Source organism: Streptomyces sp. NPDC002276 (genome assembly GCF_053891435.1).
Genome location: NZ_JBSFCQ010000017.1, coordinates 20,906 through 39,833, shown reverse-complemented (window position 1 = coordinate 39,833; position 18,928 = coordinate 20,906). Strand labels below are relative to the sequence as shown.

At 70.5% G+C, this 18,928-nt stretch carries 14 protein-coding genes; 3 read left to right on the top strand and 11 right to left on the bottom strand.

Going from position 1 to position 18,928, the window contains the following annotated elements:
* Positions 1-6: 6 nt before the first annotated feature.
* From ACWIHT_RS34795 to ACWIHT_RS34755, 9 genes are all read right to left on the bottom strand, one after another.
* Complete coding sequence (locus ACWIHT_RS34795; protein ID WP_456172302.1) at positions 7-825, bottom strand: hypothetical protein; 819 nt, start codon at positions 823-825, stop codon at positions 7-9.
* Positions 822-1,967, bottom strand: a complete 1,146-nt coding sequence (gene dgoD / locus ACWIHT_RS34790; protein ID WP_456172301.1) for a galactonate dehydratase — start codon at positions 1,965-1,967, stop codon at positions 822-824. Before dgoD ends, ACWIHT_RS34795 begins: the two co-directional genes overlap by 4 nt.
* Positions 1,964-2,755, bottom strand: coding sequence for a FadR/GntR family transcriptional regulator (locus tag ACWIHT_RS34785; RefSeq protein ID WP_456172300.1), 792 nt, complete (start codon positions 2,753-2,755; stop codon positions 1,964-1,966). Before ACWIHT_RS34785 ends, dgoD begins: the two co-directional genes overlap by 4 nt.
* 34 nt (positions 2,756-2,789) lie before the next feature.
* Positions 2,790-3,563, bottom strand: coding sequence for an SDR family NAD(P)-dependent oxidoreductase (locus ACWIHT_RS34780; RefSeq protein ID WP_456172299.1), 774 nt, complete (start codon positions 3,561-3,563; stop codon positions 2,790-2,792).
* Between the two features lie 52 nt (positions 3,564-3,615).
* Positions 3,616-5,676, bottom strand: a complete 2,061-nt coding sequence (locus ACWIHT_RS34775; protein ID WP_456172298.1) for an alpha-galactosidase — start codon at positions 5,674-5,676, stop codon at positions 3,616-3,618.
* Entirely contained in the window at positions 5,673-6,521 is an 849-nt protein-coding gene (locus tag ACWIHT_RS34770; protein WP_456172297.1) for a carbohydrate ABC transporter permease, read from the bottom strand. Before ACWIHT_RS34770 ends, ACWIHT_RS34775 begins: the two co-directional genes overlap by 4 nt.
* Entirely contained in the window at positions 6,521-7,456 is a 936-nt protein-coding gene (locus ACWIHT_RS34765) for a carbohydrate ABC transporter permease (protein WP_456172296.1), read from the bottom strand. Before ACWIHT_RS34765 ends, ACWIHT_RS34770 begins: the two co-directional genes overlap by 1 nt.
* 1 nt (position 7,457) lies before the next feature.
* Complete coding sequence (locus ACWIHT_RS34760; protein ID WP_456172295.1) at positions 7,458-8,753, bottom strand: ABC transporter substrate-binding protein; 1,296 nt, start codon at positions 8,751-8,753, stop codon at positions 7,458-7,460.
* Between the two features lie 78 nt (positions 8,754-8,831).
* The gene (locus ACWIHT_RS34755; RefSeq protein WP_456172294.1) at positions 8,832-10,952 is read right to left on the bottom strand and encodes a glycoside hydrolase family 27 protein; all 2,121 of its coding nucleotides are present in this window, start codon (positions 10,950-10,952) and stop codon (positions 8,832-8,834) included.
* A gap of 223 nt (positions 10,953-11,175) precedes the next feature.
* Here ACWIHT_RS34755 and ACWIHT_RS34750 point away from each other — a divergent pair, with 223 nt between their 5' ends.
* Positions 11,176-15,231, top strand: a complete 4,056-nt coding sequence (locus tag ACWIHT_RS34750) for a discoidin domain-containing protein (RefSeq protein ID WP_456172293.1) — start codon at positions 11,176-11,178, stop codon at positions 15,229-15,231.
* A gap of 14 nt (positions 15,232-15,245) precedes the next feature.
* Here ACWIHT_RS34750 and ACWIHT_RS34745 read toward each other — a convergent pair whose 3' ends face one another.
* Positions 15,246-15,692, bottom strand: a complete 447-nt coding sequence (locus tag ACWIHT_RS34745; RefSeq protein WP_456172292.1) for an SRPBCC family protein — start codon at positions 15,690-15,692, stop codon at positions 15,246-15,248.
* Positions 15,693-15,802: 110 nt separating this feature from the next.
* Positions 15,803-16,849, bottom strand: coding sequence for a LacI family DNA-binding transcriptional regulator (locus ACWIHT_RS34740; RefSeq protein ID WP_456172291.1), 1,047 nt, complete (start codon positions 16,847-16,849; stop codon positions 15,803-15,805).
* Between the two features lie 108 nt (positions 16,850-16,957).
* Between ACWIHT_RS34740 and ACWIHT_RS34735 the strand changes: the two genes are divergently transcribed.
* Together ACWIHT_RS34735 and ACWIHT_RS34730 are read left to right on the top strand one after the other, a co-directional pair.
* Positions 16,958-18,136 carry a phytanoyl-CoA dioxygenase family protein gene (locus tag ACWIHT_RS34735; protein ID WP_456172290.1) on the top strand — a complete coding sequence of 393 codons (1,179 nt, stop codon included), beginning with the start codon at positions 16,958-16,960 and terminating at the stop codon, positions 18,134-18,136.
* Between the two features lie 20 nt (positions 18,137-18,156).
* Positions 18,157-18,918 carry an SDR family oxidoreductase gene (locus ACWIHT_RS34730; protein WP_456172289.1) on the top strand — a complete coding sequence of 254 codons (762 nt, stop codon included), beginning with the start codon at positions 18,157-18,159 and terminating at the stop codon, positions 18,916-18,918.
* Positions 18,919-18,928 lie beyond the last annotated feature (10 nt).

Here is an 18,928-nt window from a genome sequence, read left to right as displayed (position 1 = left end):
GTCGGTTCAGGCACAGCGGCAGTACGTGGTCAGCGTCAGCCGCCATCGCGTCTCGCCCGAGGCAGGGACCCGGGCGGCGTCACCGGGGCCCGCCTCCGCGAGGTCGAAGACGCGGCCGAGCATCGGTTCGACGCCCGTGCTGCGATAGGGGTCCTGGGCGGGAAAGCCACCCAGATTGCGCCACAGCGCGATGGACAACGGCTGCCCGTCGGCTTCGAGGGCGAGCGAGAGCCGGTCGTCCCGGTCGTGGACGCAGCACTGCGAAGCGTCCACGACGGCTCCTACGGCGGTGCCGTCGTCCGGCCCGAACCCGTCGAGGCGCACTCCGCGCGGCGCGGGCCAGTCGCCCTCCACCCACGGAGCACCCGCGGGCCACGCATCGTCCAACAGCGGCGCCGCCTCGGGGAAGAGCCGGGTGCGCGCTCCCTCACGGAGACGCAGCCCCGCCTGGTCGGAGAGGTCCAGCAGGGCGTGCGCTGCCCATACGAAGCGGAAGCCCGCGTCGGCCGTCAGGACGTAGTCGGCCTCGGCACCGTCGGAGGTGGCGCGCACGGTACGTGCCAGCGTGAAGCGGTCGCAGCGAACGACGTCCGCCTCCCCCTCCCCCGTCCAGGGCCGTGACCAGGCGTCTCCGTGGTCGGGATCGCCACGGACCGTGGGGACGCATTCCTCCAGTCCGCCCGCGTCCACGAAGGCGTCGCCGGGGAAGGCCTTCTCCCGCTCGGGTGCGTCGCGCCGCCACAGCCATTCGCGGTCCCCCGCCCGCAGCGAGGTCCAACGCCCGCCGTGGGCACGGTCGATAACGATGTCCAGCGGCACGGTCACCACTCCGCGAAGGAGCCGTCGGGGTGCCGCCACACGGGGTTGCGCCAGGCATGACCGGTGCGGTCGGCGGCGCGTACTGCGGTCTCGTCGACGGTGATGCCGAGGCCTGGGGCGTCGCCGCGCAGGGCGTGGCCGTCGACGAACCGGAACGGCGCGGGGTCGACGAGGTAGGACAGCAGGTCGGCGTCCTTGTTGTAGTGGATGCCCCGACTCTGTTCCTGGATGAGGAAGTTGGGGGTGGCGAAGGCGACTTGGAGGCTGGCCGCCAGCGCGATCGGGCCGAGCGGGCAGTGCGGGGCGAGCTGGGCACCGTAGGCCTCCGCGAGGGAGGCGATACGGTGCACCTCCGAGATGCCGCCGGCGTGGGACAGGTCGGGCTGGACGACGGCGATGCCCGCGGCGAGGGGAGGCAGGAACTCGGCGCGTCCGTAGAGGCGTTCACCGGTGGCGAGGGGTACCGGGCTCGACTCGACGAGGCCTGCCAGCAGATGGCCGTGCTCGGGCAGGACGGGTTCCTCCACGAACAGCGGGTGCAGCGGGGCGAGTTCGGCCAGGACGCGGCGGGCGGCCGGGGCGGTGAAGCGGCCGTGGCAGTCGACGGCGACATCGCGGTCCGGGCCGAGCGCCTCGCGGGCGGCGGCGACACGGGCGACGATGGCGGCGGTCTCGGCGAGGGTGGGGATCGGCGAGGTGGCTCCGGCGGCGTTCATCTTCACGGCGGTGAAGCCCGCCTCCACCTGGGCGGCGATCTGCTCGCTCAGCTGGGCGGGTTCGTCGCCGCCGACCCAGGCGTAGACCCGGACGCGGTCGCGCACCGGGCCGCCGAGCAGGGCGTGCACGGGAGCGCCGTAGGTCTTCCCGGCGATGTCCCACAGTGCCTGGTCGAGGCCGGCGACGGCGCTGGAGAGGATGGGGCCGCCCCGGTAGAAGCCGCCCTTGGACATCACCTGCCAGTGGTCCTGGATGCGCAACGGGTCCTGGCCGACGAGGTGTTCGGCCAGTACGTCGACCGCGGCGCGCACCACCTCGGCGCGTCCTTCGACGACCGGTTCGCCCCAGCCGACCACGCCTTCGTCGGTCTCGACCCGGCAGAACAGCCAGCGGGGCGGGACGAGGAAGGTCTCGATACGGGTGATCTTCACTGGGAGCGGGAGCCTTCCGTCTCTTCGGAGTCTGTCTCTTCTGGGTCTGTCTCTTCGGGGTCTGTCTCCGAACCCTCTTCGGACTCGCCGAGGCGGTCCAGGTCGCGCCCTGCCTGGTCGAGCAGGGCCCGCATCGCCGCCTCGGCGGCCTGCGGGTCCCGCTCGCGTACGGCGTCCAGGACGGCGCGGTGAGCCGGGACCGGGTCCTCGCTGTGCGGGGCGCTGTGCACGATGCGGTCGCGGTGCGCGAGGCCCGACTCGATGACCATCTCCATGCGTTCGAGGAGTTCGTTGTGGGTGGCGGCGAGCAGCGCGCGGTGGAAGGCGAGGTCGGCCTCGACGGCGTGGGCCGCGTCGCCGCCCTCCTCCCCCATCGCGTCGAGGGCGCCGTCCAGGGCGGCCAGGTCCGCGTCGGTGCGGCGCTGGGCGGCGAGGCGGACGGCGGCGGGTTCGATGATGGCGCGCACTTCGGCGAGGTTGTGCAGCAGCGCCCGGTCGGACTCGGAGGTGGAGGCGCCCTCGAACTGCCAGCGCAGTACGTCCGCGTCGAGCAGGTTCCACTCGGCGCGGGGGCGCACGAAGGTTCCGCGACGCTGCCGGGCGTCGACCATCCCCTTGGCCGCGAGCACCTTCAGCGACTCGCGCAGCGCGGTCAGACTGACGTCCAACTCGCTTTGCAGCGCGACCAGATCCAGCGTGGCCCCTTCGGCGATCTCGCCGCCCAGGATGCGGCGGGCGAGGACTTCCACGGTCTGGCCGTGGACGCCGCGTCGGGCATAGGGCGTCATGTCGTACAGCCTTTCTGCTGGTTGGGGAGCGTGGTCATGCGGAGGCCTTGACGACGCTCCAGCCGCCGTCCACCACGAGACTCGTCCCGGTGATGAAGGAGGCTTCGTCCGCGCTGAGGAAGGCGATGGCCGCGGCCACCTCCTCGGGTGTGCCGAAGCGGCGGGCGGCCGTCTCGGCGATGCTGCGTTCCCGTTCCTCGGGCGGCACTCTGTCCCAGGCGGCTGTGAGTACCGGTCCCGGCACGACGGCGTTGACACGCACAACGGGCCCGTATTCGACGGCGAGTTGGCCGCAGAGGGAGAGCAGGGCGCCTTTGGCGGAGGCGTAGGCGGGATGCCCGGGGAGGCCCCTGTGGGCGTGCACGGACGAGGTCAGCACGACCGCGCCCCGCCGCTCCTCCAGATCGGGCAGGACCGCCCGGAAGCCGAGGAAGCTGCCGGTCAGGTTGACGTCGAGCTGCCGCTGCCAGGAGGCGAGGCTCATCTCGTGGGCGGGTCTGACGTCGACGGTGAAGGCGTTGCTGACGAGGACGTCGACGGGCCCGAAGCCGTGCGCGGCCCCGACGATCCGCGCCCAGTCGTCCTCGGCCGCGACATCGGCGGCCACGAATCTGGCCCGCCCGCCGTCCTTGCCGATGCGTTCCGCCACCGCCTCGCCCCGCTCCTCGGCGATGTCGACGAGCACGACGGCCGCTCCCTCCTCGGCGAGGCGTACGGCCGTGGCGGCGCCGATTCCTGAGGCCGCTCCGGTGATCACGGCCGTGCGCCCGGTGAAGCGGGCGCCGTGCCGTCGTACGGGCTGGTCCATCGTGGGGTTCGACTCCTTCGCGCGTCAGGGCTTGCTGGAAACATAACGGGGCTCACTCGCGCAGCAGCACGACCAGGTCGGCATCATGATCGGCACTCCACGCGAACGGCAGCCCGTGGTGCAGCAGATGGGCTCCGCCGTACGACGTCCCGGTCGCCGTGTCCCGGTAGCGCGCCGCCGGTTCGAGTCCCCGCAGCCGGAGCCGTTGCGCACGCCCCGGCACGAGCGGGGCGCCGTCGAGCCGTCCGGTGCTGAGCGCGGCGACGACGGTCCGGTCCCCGGCGTCGTACTGCACCCCGCAGCTCGGGTCGTCCGGTGTGCCGAGGAGCCGTGCCTCACCGTGGTGGATCACGTCCCGCACCTCCTTGTACCGGGCGATCCAGCCGGCGGCCTCGGCCCGCTGCTCCGGCGTCCAGGCGCGCAGGTCGGCGCCGATGCCCAGGACTCCGCACATGGCGTTCACGAAGCGGAAGGCGAGGCTGCGCGGGCGGGGGTCGAAGACGCCGGGCGCGTCGGTGACCCAGGAGCTCATGACGTGCGGGGCGTGCGCGTGCAGGAACCCGTGCTGGATCCTCAGTCGGTCCAGCGGGGCGGTGTTGTCGCTGGGCCACACCACGTCGGTGCGCGTGATCGTCGTGTGCTCGATCCGGCCGCCGCCGCCCGCGCAGCCCTCGACGGTGACGTCGGGGTGGGCGGACCGGAGGTGGTCGAGGACGCGCAGGTATCCGGCGACGTGCTCGGCGTCCAGGTCGACGCGGCCTGCGCCGGGGCGTCCGCGTTCGGTGGGCGGCCGGTTCATGTCCCACTTGAGGTAGCCGATGTCGTACGTGCCGAGCAGCCGGTCGAGGGTGGCGATCACGAAGTACTGGACGTCGGTCCGGCCCAGGTCCAGGAGGAGCTGGTTGCGGACGAGCCTCCCGGGGCGGCCCTCGATCCGGTAGACCCACTCGGGGTGTTCGGTGTGCAGACGGCTGCCCGGACTGACGGATTCGGGCTCTATCCACAGGCCGAAGTCCAGGCCCAACGCCCTTACGTCCGCGATGAATTGATCGAATCCCTGAGGGAAGGCGGCCGGGTCGGGCCACCAGTCGCCTAGTCCCGCGGTGTCGTCGGCGCGTCCGGTGAACCAGCCGTCGTCGACGACGAACAGTTCGGCTCCGATGTCGGCGGCCGTCTTCGCCAGCTCCAGTTGCCCGGCCGCTTCGACGTCGAAGCCGGTGGCCTCCCAGGAGTTGTAGAGGACCTTGCGGGGGCGCCGGAGGCGTTCGCCGGTGAGGTGTCGCTCGTAGCGGTGCCAGACGCGGGAGAGTCCGTCGAGGCCGTCCGGGCTGAAGGCGCAGGCGAGTTGGGGGGTGGCGAGGGTTTCGCCGGGTGCGAGCGGGACCGCGCCCTCGTGGGGCACGCGGCCCGCTCGCACCCGCACGGAGCCGCCGGGTTCGGCCTCCGCGGTCATGTGCCAGTTGCCTGGCCAGGCGAGGGCGATGCCGTACGCGGCCGGTGCCTCGGCGTCCTGCACCGCGAGCCAGGGCGCGTACGCGTGTCCCGGGACGCCTTGCAGGCTGCCGATGGTGAACGTGCCTCTGGGCAGGTCGAGTTGGGTGCGCTGGAACTCCTGCGACCACTGGCCGGTGAGGTACGTGAGACGGGCGGCTCCGGTGATCGGGATGTTCACGGCGGCCGAGTCGAGCCGCTCCAGGCGGAGTTCGGCCGTGGCGGTGAACTCCGCCCAGCGGAGGATGACGTCCGTGCCGGGGACGGTCTCGTAGTGGAGAACGGTGCGCAGGCCCAGCCGCTCGTCACGGAAGGCGAACCGCAGCGCGGTCTCCTCCGCCTCCACGTGGTCGAACTCCCACCACGAGCCCCGGTCCCCGCCCGGGCCCGAGACCACCAGCTCCGAGCCGGTGAACGGCCTTGTCCCGTACGGCAGATACTCGGCGGGGGCCGCGTCGGCGGGGGTGATGAAGTGGGTGCGCCGCGACCAGTCGAGGGCGGACGGGCCGTCCTCGACGCCGAGCGGTCCCCAGGCGTCGAGTTCGACCCAGGGGCCGTCCGGGGACAGACGCACGGTGTAGCTGGTGTTCTCGGTGCGCAAGGTCCAACGCTGGTACGTCACTTGACCGCCCCGAGGTTGAGCCCGGCCACGAAGTGCCGCTGGAAGCGCAGGAACACGGCGACGGTGGGCGCCGCGGCGATGACGGAACCCGCCGCGATGACGTTCCACATCGACACGAACTGGCCCTGAAGTCCGATGAGGGCGGCGGTGATCGGCATCTTGGTGTCGCTGCGCAGGACGGTGATGGCCCAGAGCAGGTCGTTGAAGATCCAGGTGAAGGACAGGGCGCTGAGCGCGGCGAGGGCGGGGCGGGTCAGCGGGAGGATGATCCGCCAGAAGATCTGCCAGGGTCCCGCGCCGTCGACGACCGCCGCCTGCTGGATCTCCGCCGGGATCGAGCGCATGAACCCGTGCAGGACGAAGACGTAGAAGCCGACGCCGAAGCCGATCTGCACGCCGATGAGCGCGGGGAGGGTGTCGTAGACCCCCATCACCTCGCTGAGCTTGGACACCGGGATGAGAAGGATCTGCGGTGGGAGCAGATTGCCGCCGAGCATGAGGAGCAACAGGGAGCGGCGGAAGGGGAGTTCGTAGCGGCTGAGGGCGAAGGCGGCCATCGCGGCGAGGGCGAGGGTGACCAGGACGCTGGGCACGGTGACGATCAGGCTGTTGATGAGGGCGCGCTGCTGGCCGCCGTCGACCCAGGCCTGGCGGAAGTTGCCGAGGGTGAAGGAGTGCGGCCAACTGCCCAGGCCGTACGCGGCGATGTCGTCGAAGGAGCGCAGGCTGGTGACCACGACCAGGGCGATGGGCAGCAGCCACAGGATCGCCAACGCGCCCGCGCCCAGGTGGAATCCGGCGGTCGCGGCCCGTTTGCGGCGCAGGGCCGTGGAGTTGGCGGACATCAGTCGGCCTCCCGGAACGCGCGGACGAGGTAGGAGCAGATGACGCCGAAGGCCAGCACGAAGATGACGGCGGCGAGCGCGGAGCCGTAGCCGAGTCGCAGGGACTGGAAGGCGGTCGAGTACATGTAGGTGCTCAGCAGCTCGGAGGAGTGGTAGGGGCCGCCGCGGGTCAGGGACCACACGACGTCGAAGGAACGCAGCGAGTCGATGACGATGACCGACAGAACTACCGCGTTGACGCTGCGGAGTTGGGGCAGGGTGACGTGCCGCAGGCGCTGCCAGGCGCCGGCGCCGTCGACCTTGGCGGCCTCGTACAGGGCGGGATCGATGCCCTTGAGGCCGGCCAGGTAGAGGACCATCACGTAGCCGATCTGGCGCCAGAGCGCGGGGACGATCACGGCGTAGAGGGCGGTGTCCTGGTCGGCGAGCCAGGCGTGGCGGAGGCTGCCGAGGCCGACGGACTGGAGGAGTTGGTTGAGGACGCCGTCGGGCTGGTAGATCGCCTGCCAGACCAGGGCCGTCGCGACCAGGGAGAAGACGACGGGCAGGAACATGGCCGCGCGGTAGAAGCCGACGCCGCGGCGCTCCTGTTGGAGCAGGAGCGCGGCGGCGAGGCCGAGCAGGGCGGACAGGCCGCCGAAGAGGACGAGCCACAGGACGGTGTGGCCGGTCGCGCCGCGGAAGACGTCGTCGTGGGCCATCTCCCGGAAGTTGCCCAGGCCGATGAACTGCGGCGGGGAGACGCCGTCCCAGCGGGTGAAGGCGAGGTAGAAGCCCTGCGCGGCGGGCCAGAACACCCACACGGCCTCGACGAGAAGGGGGACCAGCACGAAGGCGAGGACCAGCGGGGGTGTGCGCCGGGGCCCCCGAACCCGCTTGCCCTGGGCGGGCGTTCGGGTCGGGGACGTCCGGTCGGGCGCGGTCAGGACGGCCATGTCAGGCGTTCCAGATCTTCTCGGCATCACGCTGCCAGTCGGTGAGGATGCTCCCGATCGACTTGGGCTTGGCCAGGAACTTGATCAACGCGTTGTCGGCGGTGGGCTGGAGGGCGTCGCTGGAGTCCCGGTTGAAGAACTGGGTGATCTCCGCCGCCTCCGCGACATGCGCGCGGCCCTTCTTGACCAGCGCCGTGCCCGAGTCCTTCGCGTCGGGGTGGCAGGGCAGGACGGTGCCGGAGGAGCCCTTGATGTAGATCTCCTGGGCCTCGGCGGTGGCGAGGTACTTCATCAGGTCGACGACCTGGTCGTGGCGGCCGGTGCGGGCGCTGGCGAAGTAGCCGTCGACTGGGGCCTCTTCGGCGAGCGGGACCTTCGAGTCGATGATCGGGAAGCGGAAGAAGTCGATGTCGTCGAGGGCGTCCTTGGGGGCGGCGTCGGCGAAGAAGGTGCCGATGAGCATCATGCCGCTGCGGCCGTTGAGCAGGGAGGTGGTGGCGTCCTGGAAGGCGACGGCGGCGCCGTTCGGGTCGAAGTACGGCAGCACCTCCTGCCAGCGGTCGAAGACCTTGCGCACCTCGGGGTCGGTGAACTTGTGCTTCCCTGCGAGGAGTTGGCGGTGGTACTCGGCGCCGTTGATCCGGATGTCGAGGTAGTCGAACCACGCAGAGGCCACCCAGGCCGTGCCGCCGCCGGCGCCGAGACCGATCGGGTTGACGCCCTTCTTCTTGAGCTTGTCGCACAGGTCGAGGAAGTCGTCCCAGCTCTTGGGCTCGCTGACGCCCCACTTGGCGAAGTTGGACTTCCGGTAGAACATGCCCCACCAGTAGTAGGTGCTGGGCACGAAGATCTTCTTGCCCGAACTCGTCGACGTGCAGAGCGTGTTGAGCGCCTTGGAGTAGCGCTTGAGGTCGGGCGAGGTGGTCCACGCGTCGTCGAGGTCGAGCAGCAGGTTCTTCTTGGCGTACGCGTCCGCGACCGAGCCGGGGTACCAGGTGTACACGTCGGGCGGGTTGGCCGAGGTGAGGTAGGTCGGCAGCTGGGTGCGGTAGGTCTCCGCGGCGACCGTGTTGAGGCTCGCCCTCTCGGACCCCTTCTTGGCGTAGGCGGCGACGAGGTCCTCCATCGCCGCCTTGGCCTGCGGGGCGGAGAGGTTGGACTGGAGGGTCACCGCACCCTTCGAGGAGCTCTTGCCGGTGGAGGTGGAGGTGACACAGCCGCTGAGCAGCGTCGCAGCTCCGGCGGCGCCGAGCCCGGCGAGGAACCGGCGTCTGTCCGGCTGATGGATGGTGGTCATGAATGGCTCCCTGTGGATCCCTCGCGGGCGGATCCAGGTTCGCGTGGCGTCCCCACCACGTCAAGAATAATTACTAATTTATTTGAACTGAGTCCGGTGGACGTAGCCGTCGACTCCCCGGTACACCACGTGGACCGTTCCACCCGGCCCCGCCACCGCACCGAGCGCGCCGTCGAACGCCGCGCTGGGGAAGGCCACTTGCTTGGTCCACCCCTGCCAGGCACCGTTCTCGAACCGCTGCTGCCAGAGCGTGTAGTCGGCGGCCCGCGCGTACAGCACCACGGCGTCCCCCACGGCGACCAGCGTCGGGCTACCGCTGACGGTCCCGCCGAGCGAGGACCACGGCGACCACTCCCCCGACGCGTCCCGGGACCGCGTCCACATGTCGTCGGCCGCGCTGCGCACGGCGACATGGAGCTGCCCCTGAGAGTCCACGACCGCGGACGGCCGCCCGTAGACCGCCCGGCCACCGGGTGCGTCGAGCGAGGACCAACCGGTCGACGCGCCACGCTGCACGACCTGCCCGTCCGAGCCCGTCGCGAACAGGGTCCAGTGCGCGGGATCGGTGAACGCCACCGACGGCGCGTCGGCCACCTGCCCGCCCAGGTCCTGCCACGCGCCCCAGCGCCCGGCCGCGAACACCCGCCGGTACACCCGCGAGTCGGTGCCGCGCACGAACACGTCGATCCGGCCGCCGGCCGAGGCGTAGGCGGCGGGCTGCCCGAGGATCCGGGCCTTCGTCGGACCGCCGAGGTCCTTCGCCTTGCCATCGGCCTGCTGGACGAGCGAGCCGTGCGGGCCGCGCAGGAAGATGCCGCCGTCACTCACCATGGCCGGACTCGCCGTGGTCCGCTGCCCCAGATTCGTACCGGGCAGCGCATCGGCCCCGGTCAGCTTCAGGAACGCGGTGCCGTGCGCGGGGACCTCGACGGTGTACGACCCCGTGTGCGTACCCCGGTCGGCACGCGCCCGCAGGTCCCGTACCTGGACCGGTCCACCGAGCCCGGCATCCGCGAACTGCACGGTGCGCGGGGCTGGTTGGTCCGACCGGTTGAGCAGCACGACCGCGCGCTGCCCGCGCCCCTCCAGCACCTTGCTGTACACGTCCCCGACCGAGTCGGTCGCCACGCGCACGCCCTGGACGGCCAGCGGATCCTGGTCGACCGCGATGATCTCCGGGTTGCGCAGGGTGCCCAGCATGGAGTCGGACAGGGTGCGGGGGTCGGAGCCGAGGACGAGCGGCGAGCCCATCTCGGCCCACATCACGAACTGGCTGGTCGACTCCTCCTGGCTCAGCTCGTACGACCCGTCGGTCATCCTGCGCATCGGGATGAGGTAGTCGGGGTCGTTGTAGTGGCCGGGTCCCTGCGCCTCGGGGTGCCAGGCGTTGGCGTCCATGTTGCGCAGGATGTTGGGCCATTGACCCGGGCTCGCCGTGCCCCAGGCGATGTCCGTGCCGGTGCGCCAGGAGTCGGCGGTCGTCGGGCCGTAGACGTAGGTGTTGTGCGCGTCCTGCTCCGGTGTGTGCGGCAGGCCCCAGTCGTCGGTGAGCGGGTTGCACAGGTTCAGCAACATCTTGCGGCCGGACTTGGCGACCGCGTCGCTGAACTCCTTGAACGCCGGGCCCGGATCGAGCTTGGCGCCGATGCCGCACAGGAAGTCGACCTTGACCGCGTCGATCTTCCAGTCGGCGAACTGCCGGGCGTCCTGGTCGTAGTGGCCGCGGCTGCCGAGCCCGCAGCTCTTGCCGCCGTCGTAGGCGCCGGCGTCGGTGTAGATGCCCGCGCGCAGTCCGCGTTTGTGGAGGTAGGAGACGAGGGCCGGGATACCGGAGGGGAAGCGGTCCGGGTTGGCGACCAACTGCCCTTGCGCGTTGCGCGGGTTGTCGGCCTGCCAGCCGCCGTCCAGCCACACGATGTCGTACCCGCTGTCCCGCAGACCGCTGCTGACCAGCTTGTCCGCGACGGAACGCACCTGCTGTTCGGTGGGCGCGCCGAGCCCGTAGTAGGTGTTCCAGCCCATGTAGGGCGTCGGTGCGAGCCCGCTGTCGTAGTAGTCGGGCGCACCCTGGTCGGCGCCGGTCCGTGCCGTGGCGGCCGGGGCCGCGGTCGCCGCCAGTACGGTCGCGATGGCGATGACGGTGGCCCGGCGGGTCAGTCTCGTTACCGCGGGTGTGCGGACCTGCGGATGTGAAGTCACTTGCCTCTCCCGAGGGTTGGGAAGCAGGAGGACGTGACGCGGGCCGCACTGCGACAGGGGGCCCGGGGCGTCACGGCGACGACTGTGGCGTGCGACCGAAACCCTGTCAATATTAATTCCTAATTTATTAGAAGGTCGCTTCAGGGGTTGACACAGCTTCCCTCGCGTCACAGCCTTTGGCAACGTTGTCAGTACCGCCGGTTTTTGATGGGACATCACGCTCATGACAGATCAGTCGGGTTCACCACACGTGTCGCGCCGCGCCTTCGTCACCACGGGTTCCGGTCTGCTGGCCGGCTTCGGGCTCGGTTTCTCCGCGCCCGCGTCGGCCGCCCCCTCCTCCCCCGCCCAACCCGGTGAACTCGCCCTGTACCGGCCGGTATCGGTCTCCTCGACGGCCTACGCGCCCACCCCGGGTACGTTCGTGGTGGACCGCCTCAACTCGCCGGGCGTACGCGGCAGCGGATGGCGTGCCGGGGCGGGCGACCCCCAGTGGATCTCGATCGATCTCCAGGCCCCGTGCGAGGTCACGTCGATCCGCGTCACCTTCGAAGGCGACGTGAGCGACCCGGTGTTCACGCCGCCCACCTCGGGCAACCCGGCCGACGGCACAACAGGCAAGGAGATCCAGTCCAGTTACTCGGTCGAGTACGTCGTCGAGACCTCGGCCGACCACACCTCCTGGACCGCCGTGCACCGCACCACGGCGGGCACCGGCGGAGTCGTGAGCATCCAGCCCCCTCACCCGGTCACGGCCCGCTGGATACGGCTGACCTCGACCCGCCGCTCCAACCCCAACCCCCTCGGCCTGAACGGCTTCGAGGTCTACGGCACCGTCAAGGGCCACCGCCCGTCGGCCACGGGCTGGACGGACTGGGGCACTCACACCGGCCCGGCGCCGAAGCTGGCAGTGGCCGACGACGGCACGGTTCCGGTGGAGTCCGGCTGGCGGCTGACCCTCGACGACTGGGCGGGCGGCGACGGTACGCAGCTGTCCAAGTCGTCCTTCGACACAAGCAGTTGGCTCCGCGCCACCGTCCCCGGCACGGTGCTCGGATCGCTCGTGGACCAGGGCAAGCTGCCCGATCCCGTCGCGGGACTGAACAACCTCTGTATCCCCGAGGCCCTGTCGCGCCACGCGTGGTGGTACAAGCGGGACTTCGAACTGCCGCGCGGTCTGCGCACCGGGGCCGGGCGCCGGATCTGGCTGGAGTTCGACGGCGTCAACCACACGGCCGACATCTGGCTCAACGGCCACCAAGTGGGCGGGCTCACCTACCCCTTCGCCCGCTCGGCTCTCGACGTGACCCAACTCCTCGCCCCGGGTGGGACGAACGCGCTCGCGGTGAAGATCACGCCGATGCCGGTACCCGGCAGCCCCGGCGACAAGGGCCCGGCCGGTGAGTCCTGGGTGGACGCGGGCGCGAACCAGATGAACCTCAACTCCCCCACCTACCTGGCCGCTTCGGGCTGGGACTGGATGCCGGCGGTACGCGACCGGGCCGCCGGCATCTGGAACCACGTCCGGCTGCGCTCGACCGGCCAGGTGGTGATCGGCGATCCGCGGGTCGACACGCTGCTGCCGGACCTGCCCGCTCTGTCGGTCGCCGAACTGACCGTGGTCGTCCCGGTCCGCAACGCCGACACCACCGACCACCGGACGACGGTCTCCGCGGCCTTCGGCGACGTACGGGTCAGCAAGGTCGTCAACGTGCCCGCGGGCGGGAGCGTCGACGTCGTGTTCGCCCCCGACACCTTCACCCAACTGCGGCTGCACGACCCGGAGTTGTGGTGGCCCAACGGTCTGGGCGATCCCGCGCTCCATCGGCTCGCCCTGGTCGCCTCGGTCGACGGCTCGGAGAGCGACCGCCGCACCACCCGCTTCGGCATCCGTCAGTTCGGCTACGAGTACGAGGTGCCGCTGCCGTTCGCCAACTCCGGTGACGCGTATACCCAGTCGGTGACCTTCGACCGGCGACAGGCCCGGTATGTGCGCGTCAAGTGCCTTACCCGGGCCTCCGGTTGGGGTTACTCCCTGTGGACTGTCGCCGTACGCGACAGCGCTCGGCCCGCCACCGACCTGGCCCTGCACGCGCACGCCGACGCGTCGAGCGCGGACGGGGACGACCACGGCGCGGGCAACGTGACCGACGGCGATCCCGGCACCCGCTGGTCCTCGGCCTACGAGGACGACCAGTGGATCCGGATCGACCTGGGGTCGGCGCAGTCCTTCGACGGGGTCGACCTGGTCTGGGAACAGGCGTACGCGAAGACCTTCGTGGTGCAGGTCTCCACCGACAACGCCACCTGGACCGATGCCACGTCGGTGGACAACGGCGCGGTTCCCCTGCCCTTCAACAACGGCAACGCCAGCTTGCAGACAGAGGACTTCGCGCCCCGGACCGCGCGCTATGTCCGTATCAACTGCGGGTTGCGCAACACCAGTTGGGGCAACTCCCTGTGGTCCCTGAACGTCATCGACAGCACCGCGCCCGGCACCGACCTCGCCCTCCGTCGTACGACGACCGCCTCCACCGAGGATCCCGACCACCCGGCCGCGCACGCCACGGACGGCGATCCGGGCACCCGCTGGTCCTCCGCCTACGAGGACCACCAGTGGATCCAGGTCGATCTGGGTGCCTCGCAGCGGTTCGACCGGATCGCCGTCCTGTGGGAGTCGGCGTATCCGAAGACCTATGTGATCCAGGTGTCGGACGACACGGACACCTGGAGCGATGTGAAGTCGGTGTCCAACACCCCGGATCCGCTGAAGATCAGTGTGAACGGGGTGCGGGTCCTGGCCCGGGGCGGCAACTGGGGCTGGGACGAGCTGCTGCGCCGGATGCCGCCGGAGCGGATGGACGCGGCCGTGCGGATGCACCGGGACATGAACTTCACCATGATCCGCAACTGGGTCGGCACGTCCGACCGGGAGGAGTTCTTCGCCGCCTGCGACGAACACGGCATCCTGGTGTGGAACGATTTTCCCAACGCGTGGGGCATGGACCCGCCGGACCACGACGCCTTCAACTCCCTCGCCCGGGACACGGTGTTGCGCTACCGCATCCACCCCAGCGTGGTGATCTGGTGCGGCGCCAACGAGGGCAACCCGCCCGCCGCGATCGACCAGGGCATGCGCAAGGCCGTGGAGGAACAGGTCCCCGGCGTCCTCTACCAGAACAACTCGGCCGGCGGCATCATCACCGGCGGCGGACCCTACGGCTGGGTCGAACCGGAGAAGTACTTCGACCCAACTACCTACGGCAGCAAGGACTTCGGTTTCCACACCGAGATCGGCATGCCTGTCGTCTCCACCGCCGCCAGCCTGCGGAACATGACGGGCGACGAACCCGAGTGGCCGATCCGGGGCGCCTGGTACTACCACGACTGGAGCGAGCGCGGGAACCAGGCACCACAGACCTACAAGGCCGCCGTAGAGGCGCGTCTTGGGGAGGCCACCGGTCTGGACGACTTCGCGCGCAAGGCGCAGTTCGTCAACTACGAGAACACACGCGCCATGTTCGAGGCCTGGAACGCGAACCTCTGGGACAACGCCAGCGGCCTCATGCTGTGGATGTCCCACCCGGCCTGGCACAGCACGGTCTGGCAGACCTACGACTACGACTTCGACGTCAACGGCACGTACTACGGCGCCCGTTCGGCCTGTGAGCCGCTGCACGTCCAGGCCGACCCCGAGGGGCGGGTCATCGCCGTCAACCACACGCGTGCCGGACTGCGGAACGCCTTGGTCTCCGCGCAGCTGCTCGATCTGTCGGGCCGTCGGCTCGGCGGGAACAGGAGCGCCCGGGTGGATGTCGCACCGGCCACGACCGCGAAGGCGTTCAGCGCTCCCTGGACCGACGACCTGCCCGATCTGCACCTCCTGCGTCTGACGCTGGAGGACGGTGACGGGCGGCTCCGGTCGCGGAACACGTACTGGCGTTATCGCACTCCGGCCGCCATGCGGGGCTTGAGCGGGGCGCCGAGGACAACGATGTCGGCGACGCTCGGACGCGTGACCCGTTTCGGAAACCGTTCCGGGCTCGCCGCCACCGTCCGCAACGACGGTCCCGCCGTCGCCGCGATGGTCCGGCTCTCGCTGACGGACGGCGCGACCGGCCACCGTGTGCTGCCGACGCTGTACAGCCACAACTACCTGTGGCTGCTGCCCGGAGAGTCACAGACCGTCACCCTGTCCTGGCCTGCCCGGGCACTGGCATCGGGGCATCCGCTGCTGACGGTGGAGGCCTACAACAGCCGCCCCGCTACGGCGCGTTGACGGTCAGCGGTGCGTCAGGACGCCTCCACCGCCGCCTTGATGCGCTGCCCGAACGCGGGAGCGTCCTTGCGGGCCGCGCTCAGCGCGAAGCCCACGAGCAGTTTTCCGACGCCGTGGCCTTCGAGGACGTTGTAGATCCGCACCCTGGTCGTGGTCGGCCCGGTGGATTCGAGGTCGTAGCCGCCCTCGTCGGCCGTCACGACGTTCTTCGAGGTCTCCGCCCAGCGGATGCGGTGGGGTGCCTCGAACTCGGTGATGCGGAAGGTCCGGCCCGTCTTCATCCCGGCGTCCTTGACCGTGCTGGTGAAGACGGTGCCCACGGCCGTCGGGCCCTCCGGGGTCTTCGTGATCTCCTGGACCCTCGGGCTGAACTTCGGATCGTTCGTGCCGGCGGCGAGGAAGGCGAAGACCTCCTCGACCGGGCGGTTGACCTCGGCTGTCGCCTCGAACTGACCGGCCATGGTTCCTCCTGTGCTGCGATCGCTGGAGTTCCGGCTGAGCGCGCGCTGATGGGCCGAGCACCAGCCTATCGGCGCGGCCCCGGCCGTGCCCTTCGCGGCGTCCGCCGGTATCAGTCGGCCGGTGCCGGGGAGGGTGCTCCCGGCGGCATGTTGAACGGCGTGACGACCTGGATCGCCGAGGGCAGGGACGGGCCGTCGTCGGGGAGTGCCTTGTGGGCGCGCATGATGATCTGGCAGGCGCGGCGCGTGTCCTGGCGCAGGTCGTGGTGGAGCACGGCTGACAGGCGGCGCTCGCGCAGCAGGCGGGTGTTGTCGTGGTCGAGGTCGTGGGCGATGAACACCGCGCACTCCCGGCCGAGCGCGTCGAAGGCGTCGAGGGTGGCGAGGTTGCCGCCGCCCGCCGAGTACACGGCGATGATGTCCTCGTCCCGCTTGAGGGCGGCCAGGACGAGATCGTGCTGGGTGGCGTCCAGGCCGTCGCTGTCGGTGACCTCGACCAGGGACCTCCGGGGGTCGGCCAGGCGCATCGCGCTGCGGAAACCCATCTCGCGTTCCTCCTCGCCCCGGAAGGAACCCCGGCTGATGGTGGTCAGCACATTGCCGGGCCGTTTGCCCAGCCACTGGCCCAGCAGGTAGGCGGCGGTGGCGCCGGCCGCGCGGTTGTCGATGCCGACGTAGGCGAGGCGTGCGCTGTGCGGGAGGTCGGTCACCAGGGTGACCACGGGAATACCGGCCGTGATCAGCCGGGCGACGGCCGCCGCGATCTCCGGCTCGTCCGGGGCCTTGAGGATCACGCCCTGGCTGCCGCGCTTCGCGATCCCGTCCAGGGTCGCGGTCAGTTCGGCGGGCGGGCAGGTCTCGCGGAAGTGGAAGCGCGACCGCACGAGAGCGGGATGCAGCGAGGGCAGTTCGGCTTCGAGCGCGTCCCGTACGGCGGTGGAGAAGCGCTCCGGGGTCTGCATCACGATGTCGATCATGAAGGTGCGGCCGCCGAGCCGGACCTGGCTCTGCTGGCGGTCCAGGTCCTTGATGGCTTCCTGCACCTCCCTGATGGTGCTCTCCGTCACGTTGCCCCGCTGGTTGAGGACACGGTCGACGGTGGCCGTACTCAGCCCGGCCTGACGGGCGATTTCCCTGATCGGGTATTGATGTCGCATGTCTGATCTCCCGGACCGATGATGCACTTTTGATGTAGCGGCAAGCATTGAATGATGGGTTTGAGTTATCAAGACTGTCAGAAACACACGGACAGTGAAAGGACTCGGATGTCTCCCATCACCGCAGGGACGCGGACTTGGCTGACCGAGGCGGACTGCGATCTCGACGCGTTCCGCTCCCTCGTGGAGCGGCGCACCGACCTCGCCGACCACCCGTCGGCCGAGCGCATCGAGCAGAACGTCCCGCTCTACGACAGCACCCGGCTCCGCGGACTCGCGACCACTCCCGAGGGCCGCCGGGACGTACAGAGCGAACTGGTGCGGGCGCTGCTCGACGGGCCCGGCATCGTGGTCCTCAAGGGCGCCTTCCCCGACGAGGCCGTCGTGGACCGGGCCTCCGACGCCTTCCGCGCCCTGATCGAGGAGGAGCGCGCGAGCGGTGCGGGACGCGGCGACCACTTCGCCAAGCCCGGCGCCAACGACCGTGTGTGGAACGCCCTGGACAAGGTGGCCGTACGGGCGCCCGAGGCGTTCGCCGACTACTACGCCAACGACATCCTGGAGCTGATCTCCGAGGCCTGGCTCGGCCCCGCCTACCAGGTCACCTCGCAGGTCAACGTGGTCAACCCGGGCGGCGCGGCACAGAGCGTCCACCGCGACTACCACCTCGGCTTCCTCTCCCAGGAGCAGGCGGCGGCCTATCCCGCGCACGTCCACCGGCTCTCCCCGGTGCTGACGTTGCAGGGCGCGGTGGCGCACTGCGACATGCCCGTCGAGTCCGGCCCGACGCTGTATCTGCCGCACTCGCAGAAGTTCGAGCCCGGCTATCTCACCTGGCGGCTCCCGCGGTTCGTCGAGTACTTCGACTCACACCGCGTCCAACTCCCCCTGGAGAAGGGCGACGCGGTCTTCTTCAACCCGGCGCTCTTCCACGCCGCAGGGCACAACCGCTCGGCCGACATCAGGCGCATGGCCAATCTGCTCCAGGTGTCCTCCGCGTTCGGGCGTGCCATGGAGACGGTGGACCGCGAGGCGATGGCGAACGCCCTGTTCCCGGTGCTGCTGAGCCGCAAGGCCGAGGGCGTCTCGGACGACTGGCTGCGTCGCGTGATCGCCGCCACCGCCGAGGGCTACCCGTTCCCCACCAACCTCGACCTCGACCCGCCGGTCGAGGGCCTCGCCCCGCCCTCGCAGGCGGACACCCTGCGGCGGGCCGTCGCCGAGGACTGGGACCCCGGGCGGCTGCGCCACGAACTACAGGCCGCGGCCAAGCGGCGTCAGAGCTGAGACAAGGACACATCACTCTCATGGGACTGCTTGAGGGCAGAGTCGTCCTCGTCAACGGCGGCAGCCAAGGCGTCGGCGCGGGTGTCGTGCGGGCCGCCGTGGCGGAGGGCGCGACCGTCGTCTTCACCGGCCGCCGAGCCGAGGTCGGCGAGAAACTCGCCGCGGACACGAGCGCACTCTTCGTGCGGGCGGACCTCGCCGATCCGGCGCAGGCGCGGGACAGCGTCGTACGGACCGTCGAGGCCCACGGGCGCATCGACTGCCTGGTCAACGCGGCGGGGCTCACGTCACGCGGCTCGCTGCTGGACACCACACCGGAACTGTTCGACCAGCACATCGCCATCAACCTCAAAGCACCGTTCTTCGCGATGCAGGCCGCCGTGGCCGACATGACGGCGCGCGAAGCACCCGGGACGATCGTCGGCATCGGCTCCAACTGCGCGCACGGCGGGCCGCGTTATCTGGCCCCCTACTCGGCGGCCAAGGCCGGACTCGCGGGCCTGACCCGCAACGCGGCGCACGCACACCGCTTCGACCGGATCCGGATCAACACGATCAACATCGGCTGGACCGACACCGAGGGCGAGGACGCCACGCAACGCGCCTTCCACGGCGCCGACGACAACTGGCGGGAGCAGGCCGCCCGTTCGCAGCCGATGGGCAAGCTCGGGCAGGTAGACGAGATCGCCGAGTTCGTCGTCTTCCTGCTCTCCGACCGCAGTGGCGTGGTCACCGGCTCGGTCATCGACTGGGACCAGAACGTCGTCGGCGGCCAGGACTGAGCCGCACCCC

Coding starts and splice junctions, on each gene's coding strand:
- ACWIHT_RS34785 (WP_456172300.1), bottom strand. CDS start 2,755: ATGACGCCCTATGCCCGACGCGGCGTCCACGGCCAGACCGTGGAAGTC.
- ACWIHT_RS34780 (WP_456172299.1), bottom strand. CDS start 3,563: ATGGACCAGCCCGTACGACGGCACGGCGCCCGCTTCACCGGGCGCACG.
- ACWIHT_RS34770 (WP_456172297.1), bottom strand. CDS start 6,521: ATGTCCGCCAACTCCACGGCCCTGCGCCGCAAACGGGCCGCGACCGCC.
- ACWIHT_RS34765 (WP_456172296.1), bottom strand. CDS start 7,456: ATGGCCGTCCTGACCGCGCCCGACCGGACGTCCCCGACCCGAACGCCC.
- ACWIHT_RS34760 (WP_456172295.1), bottom strand. CDS start 8,753: ATGACCACCATCCATCAGCCGGACAGACGCCGGTTCCTCGCCGGGCTC.
- ACWIHT_RS34750 (WP_456172293.1), top strand. CDS start 11,176: ATGACAGATCAGTCGGGTTCACCACACGTGTCGCGCCGCGCCTTCGTC.
- ACWIHT_RS34745 (WP_456172292.1), bottom strand. CDS start 15,692: ATGGCCGGTCAGTTCGAGGCGACAGCCGAGGTCAACCGCCCGGTCGAG.
- ACWIHT_RS34740 (WP_456172291.1), bottom strand. CDS start 16,849: ATGCGACATCAATACCCGATCAGGGAAATCGCCCGTCAGGCCGGGCTG.
- ACWIHT_RS34735 (WP_456172290.1), top strand. CDS start 16,958: ATGTCTCCCATCACCGCAGGGACGCGGACTTGGCTGACCGAGGCGGAC.
- ACWIHT_RS34730 (WP_456172289.1), top strand. CDS start 18,157: ATGGGACTGCTTGAGGGCAGAGTCGTCCTCGTCAACGGCGGCAGCCAA.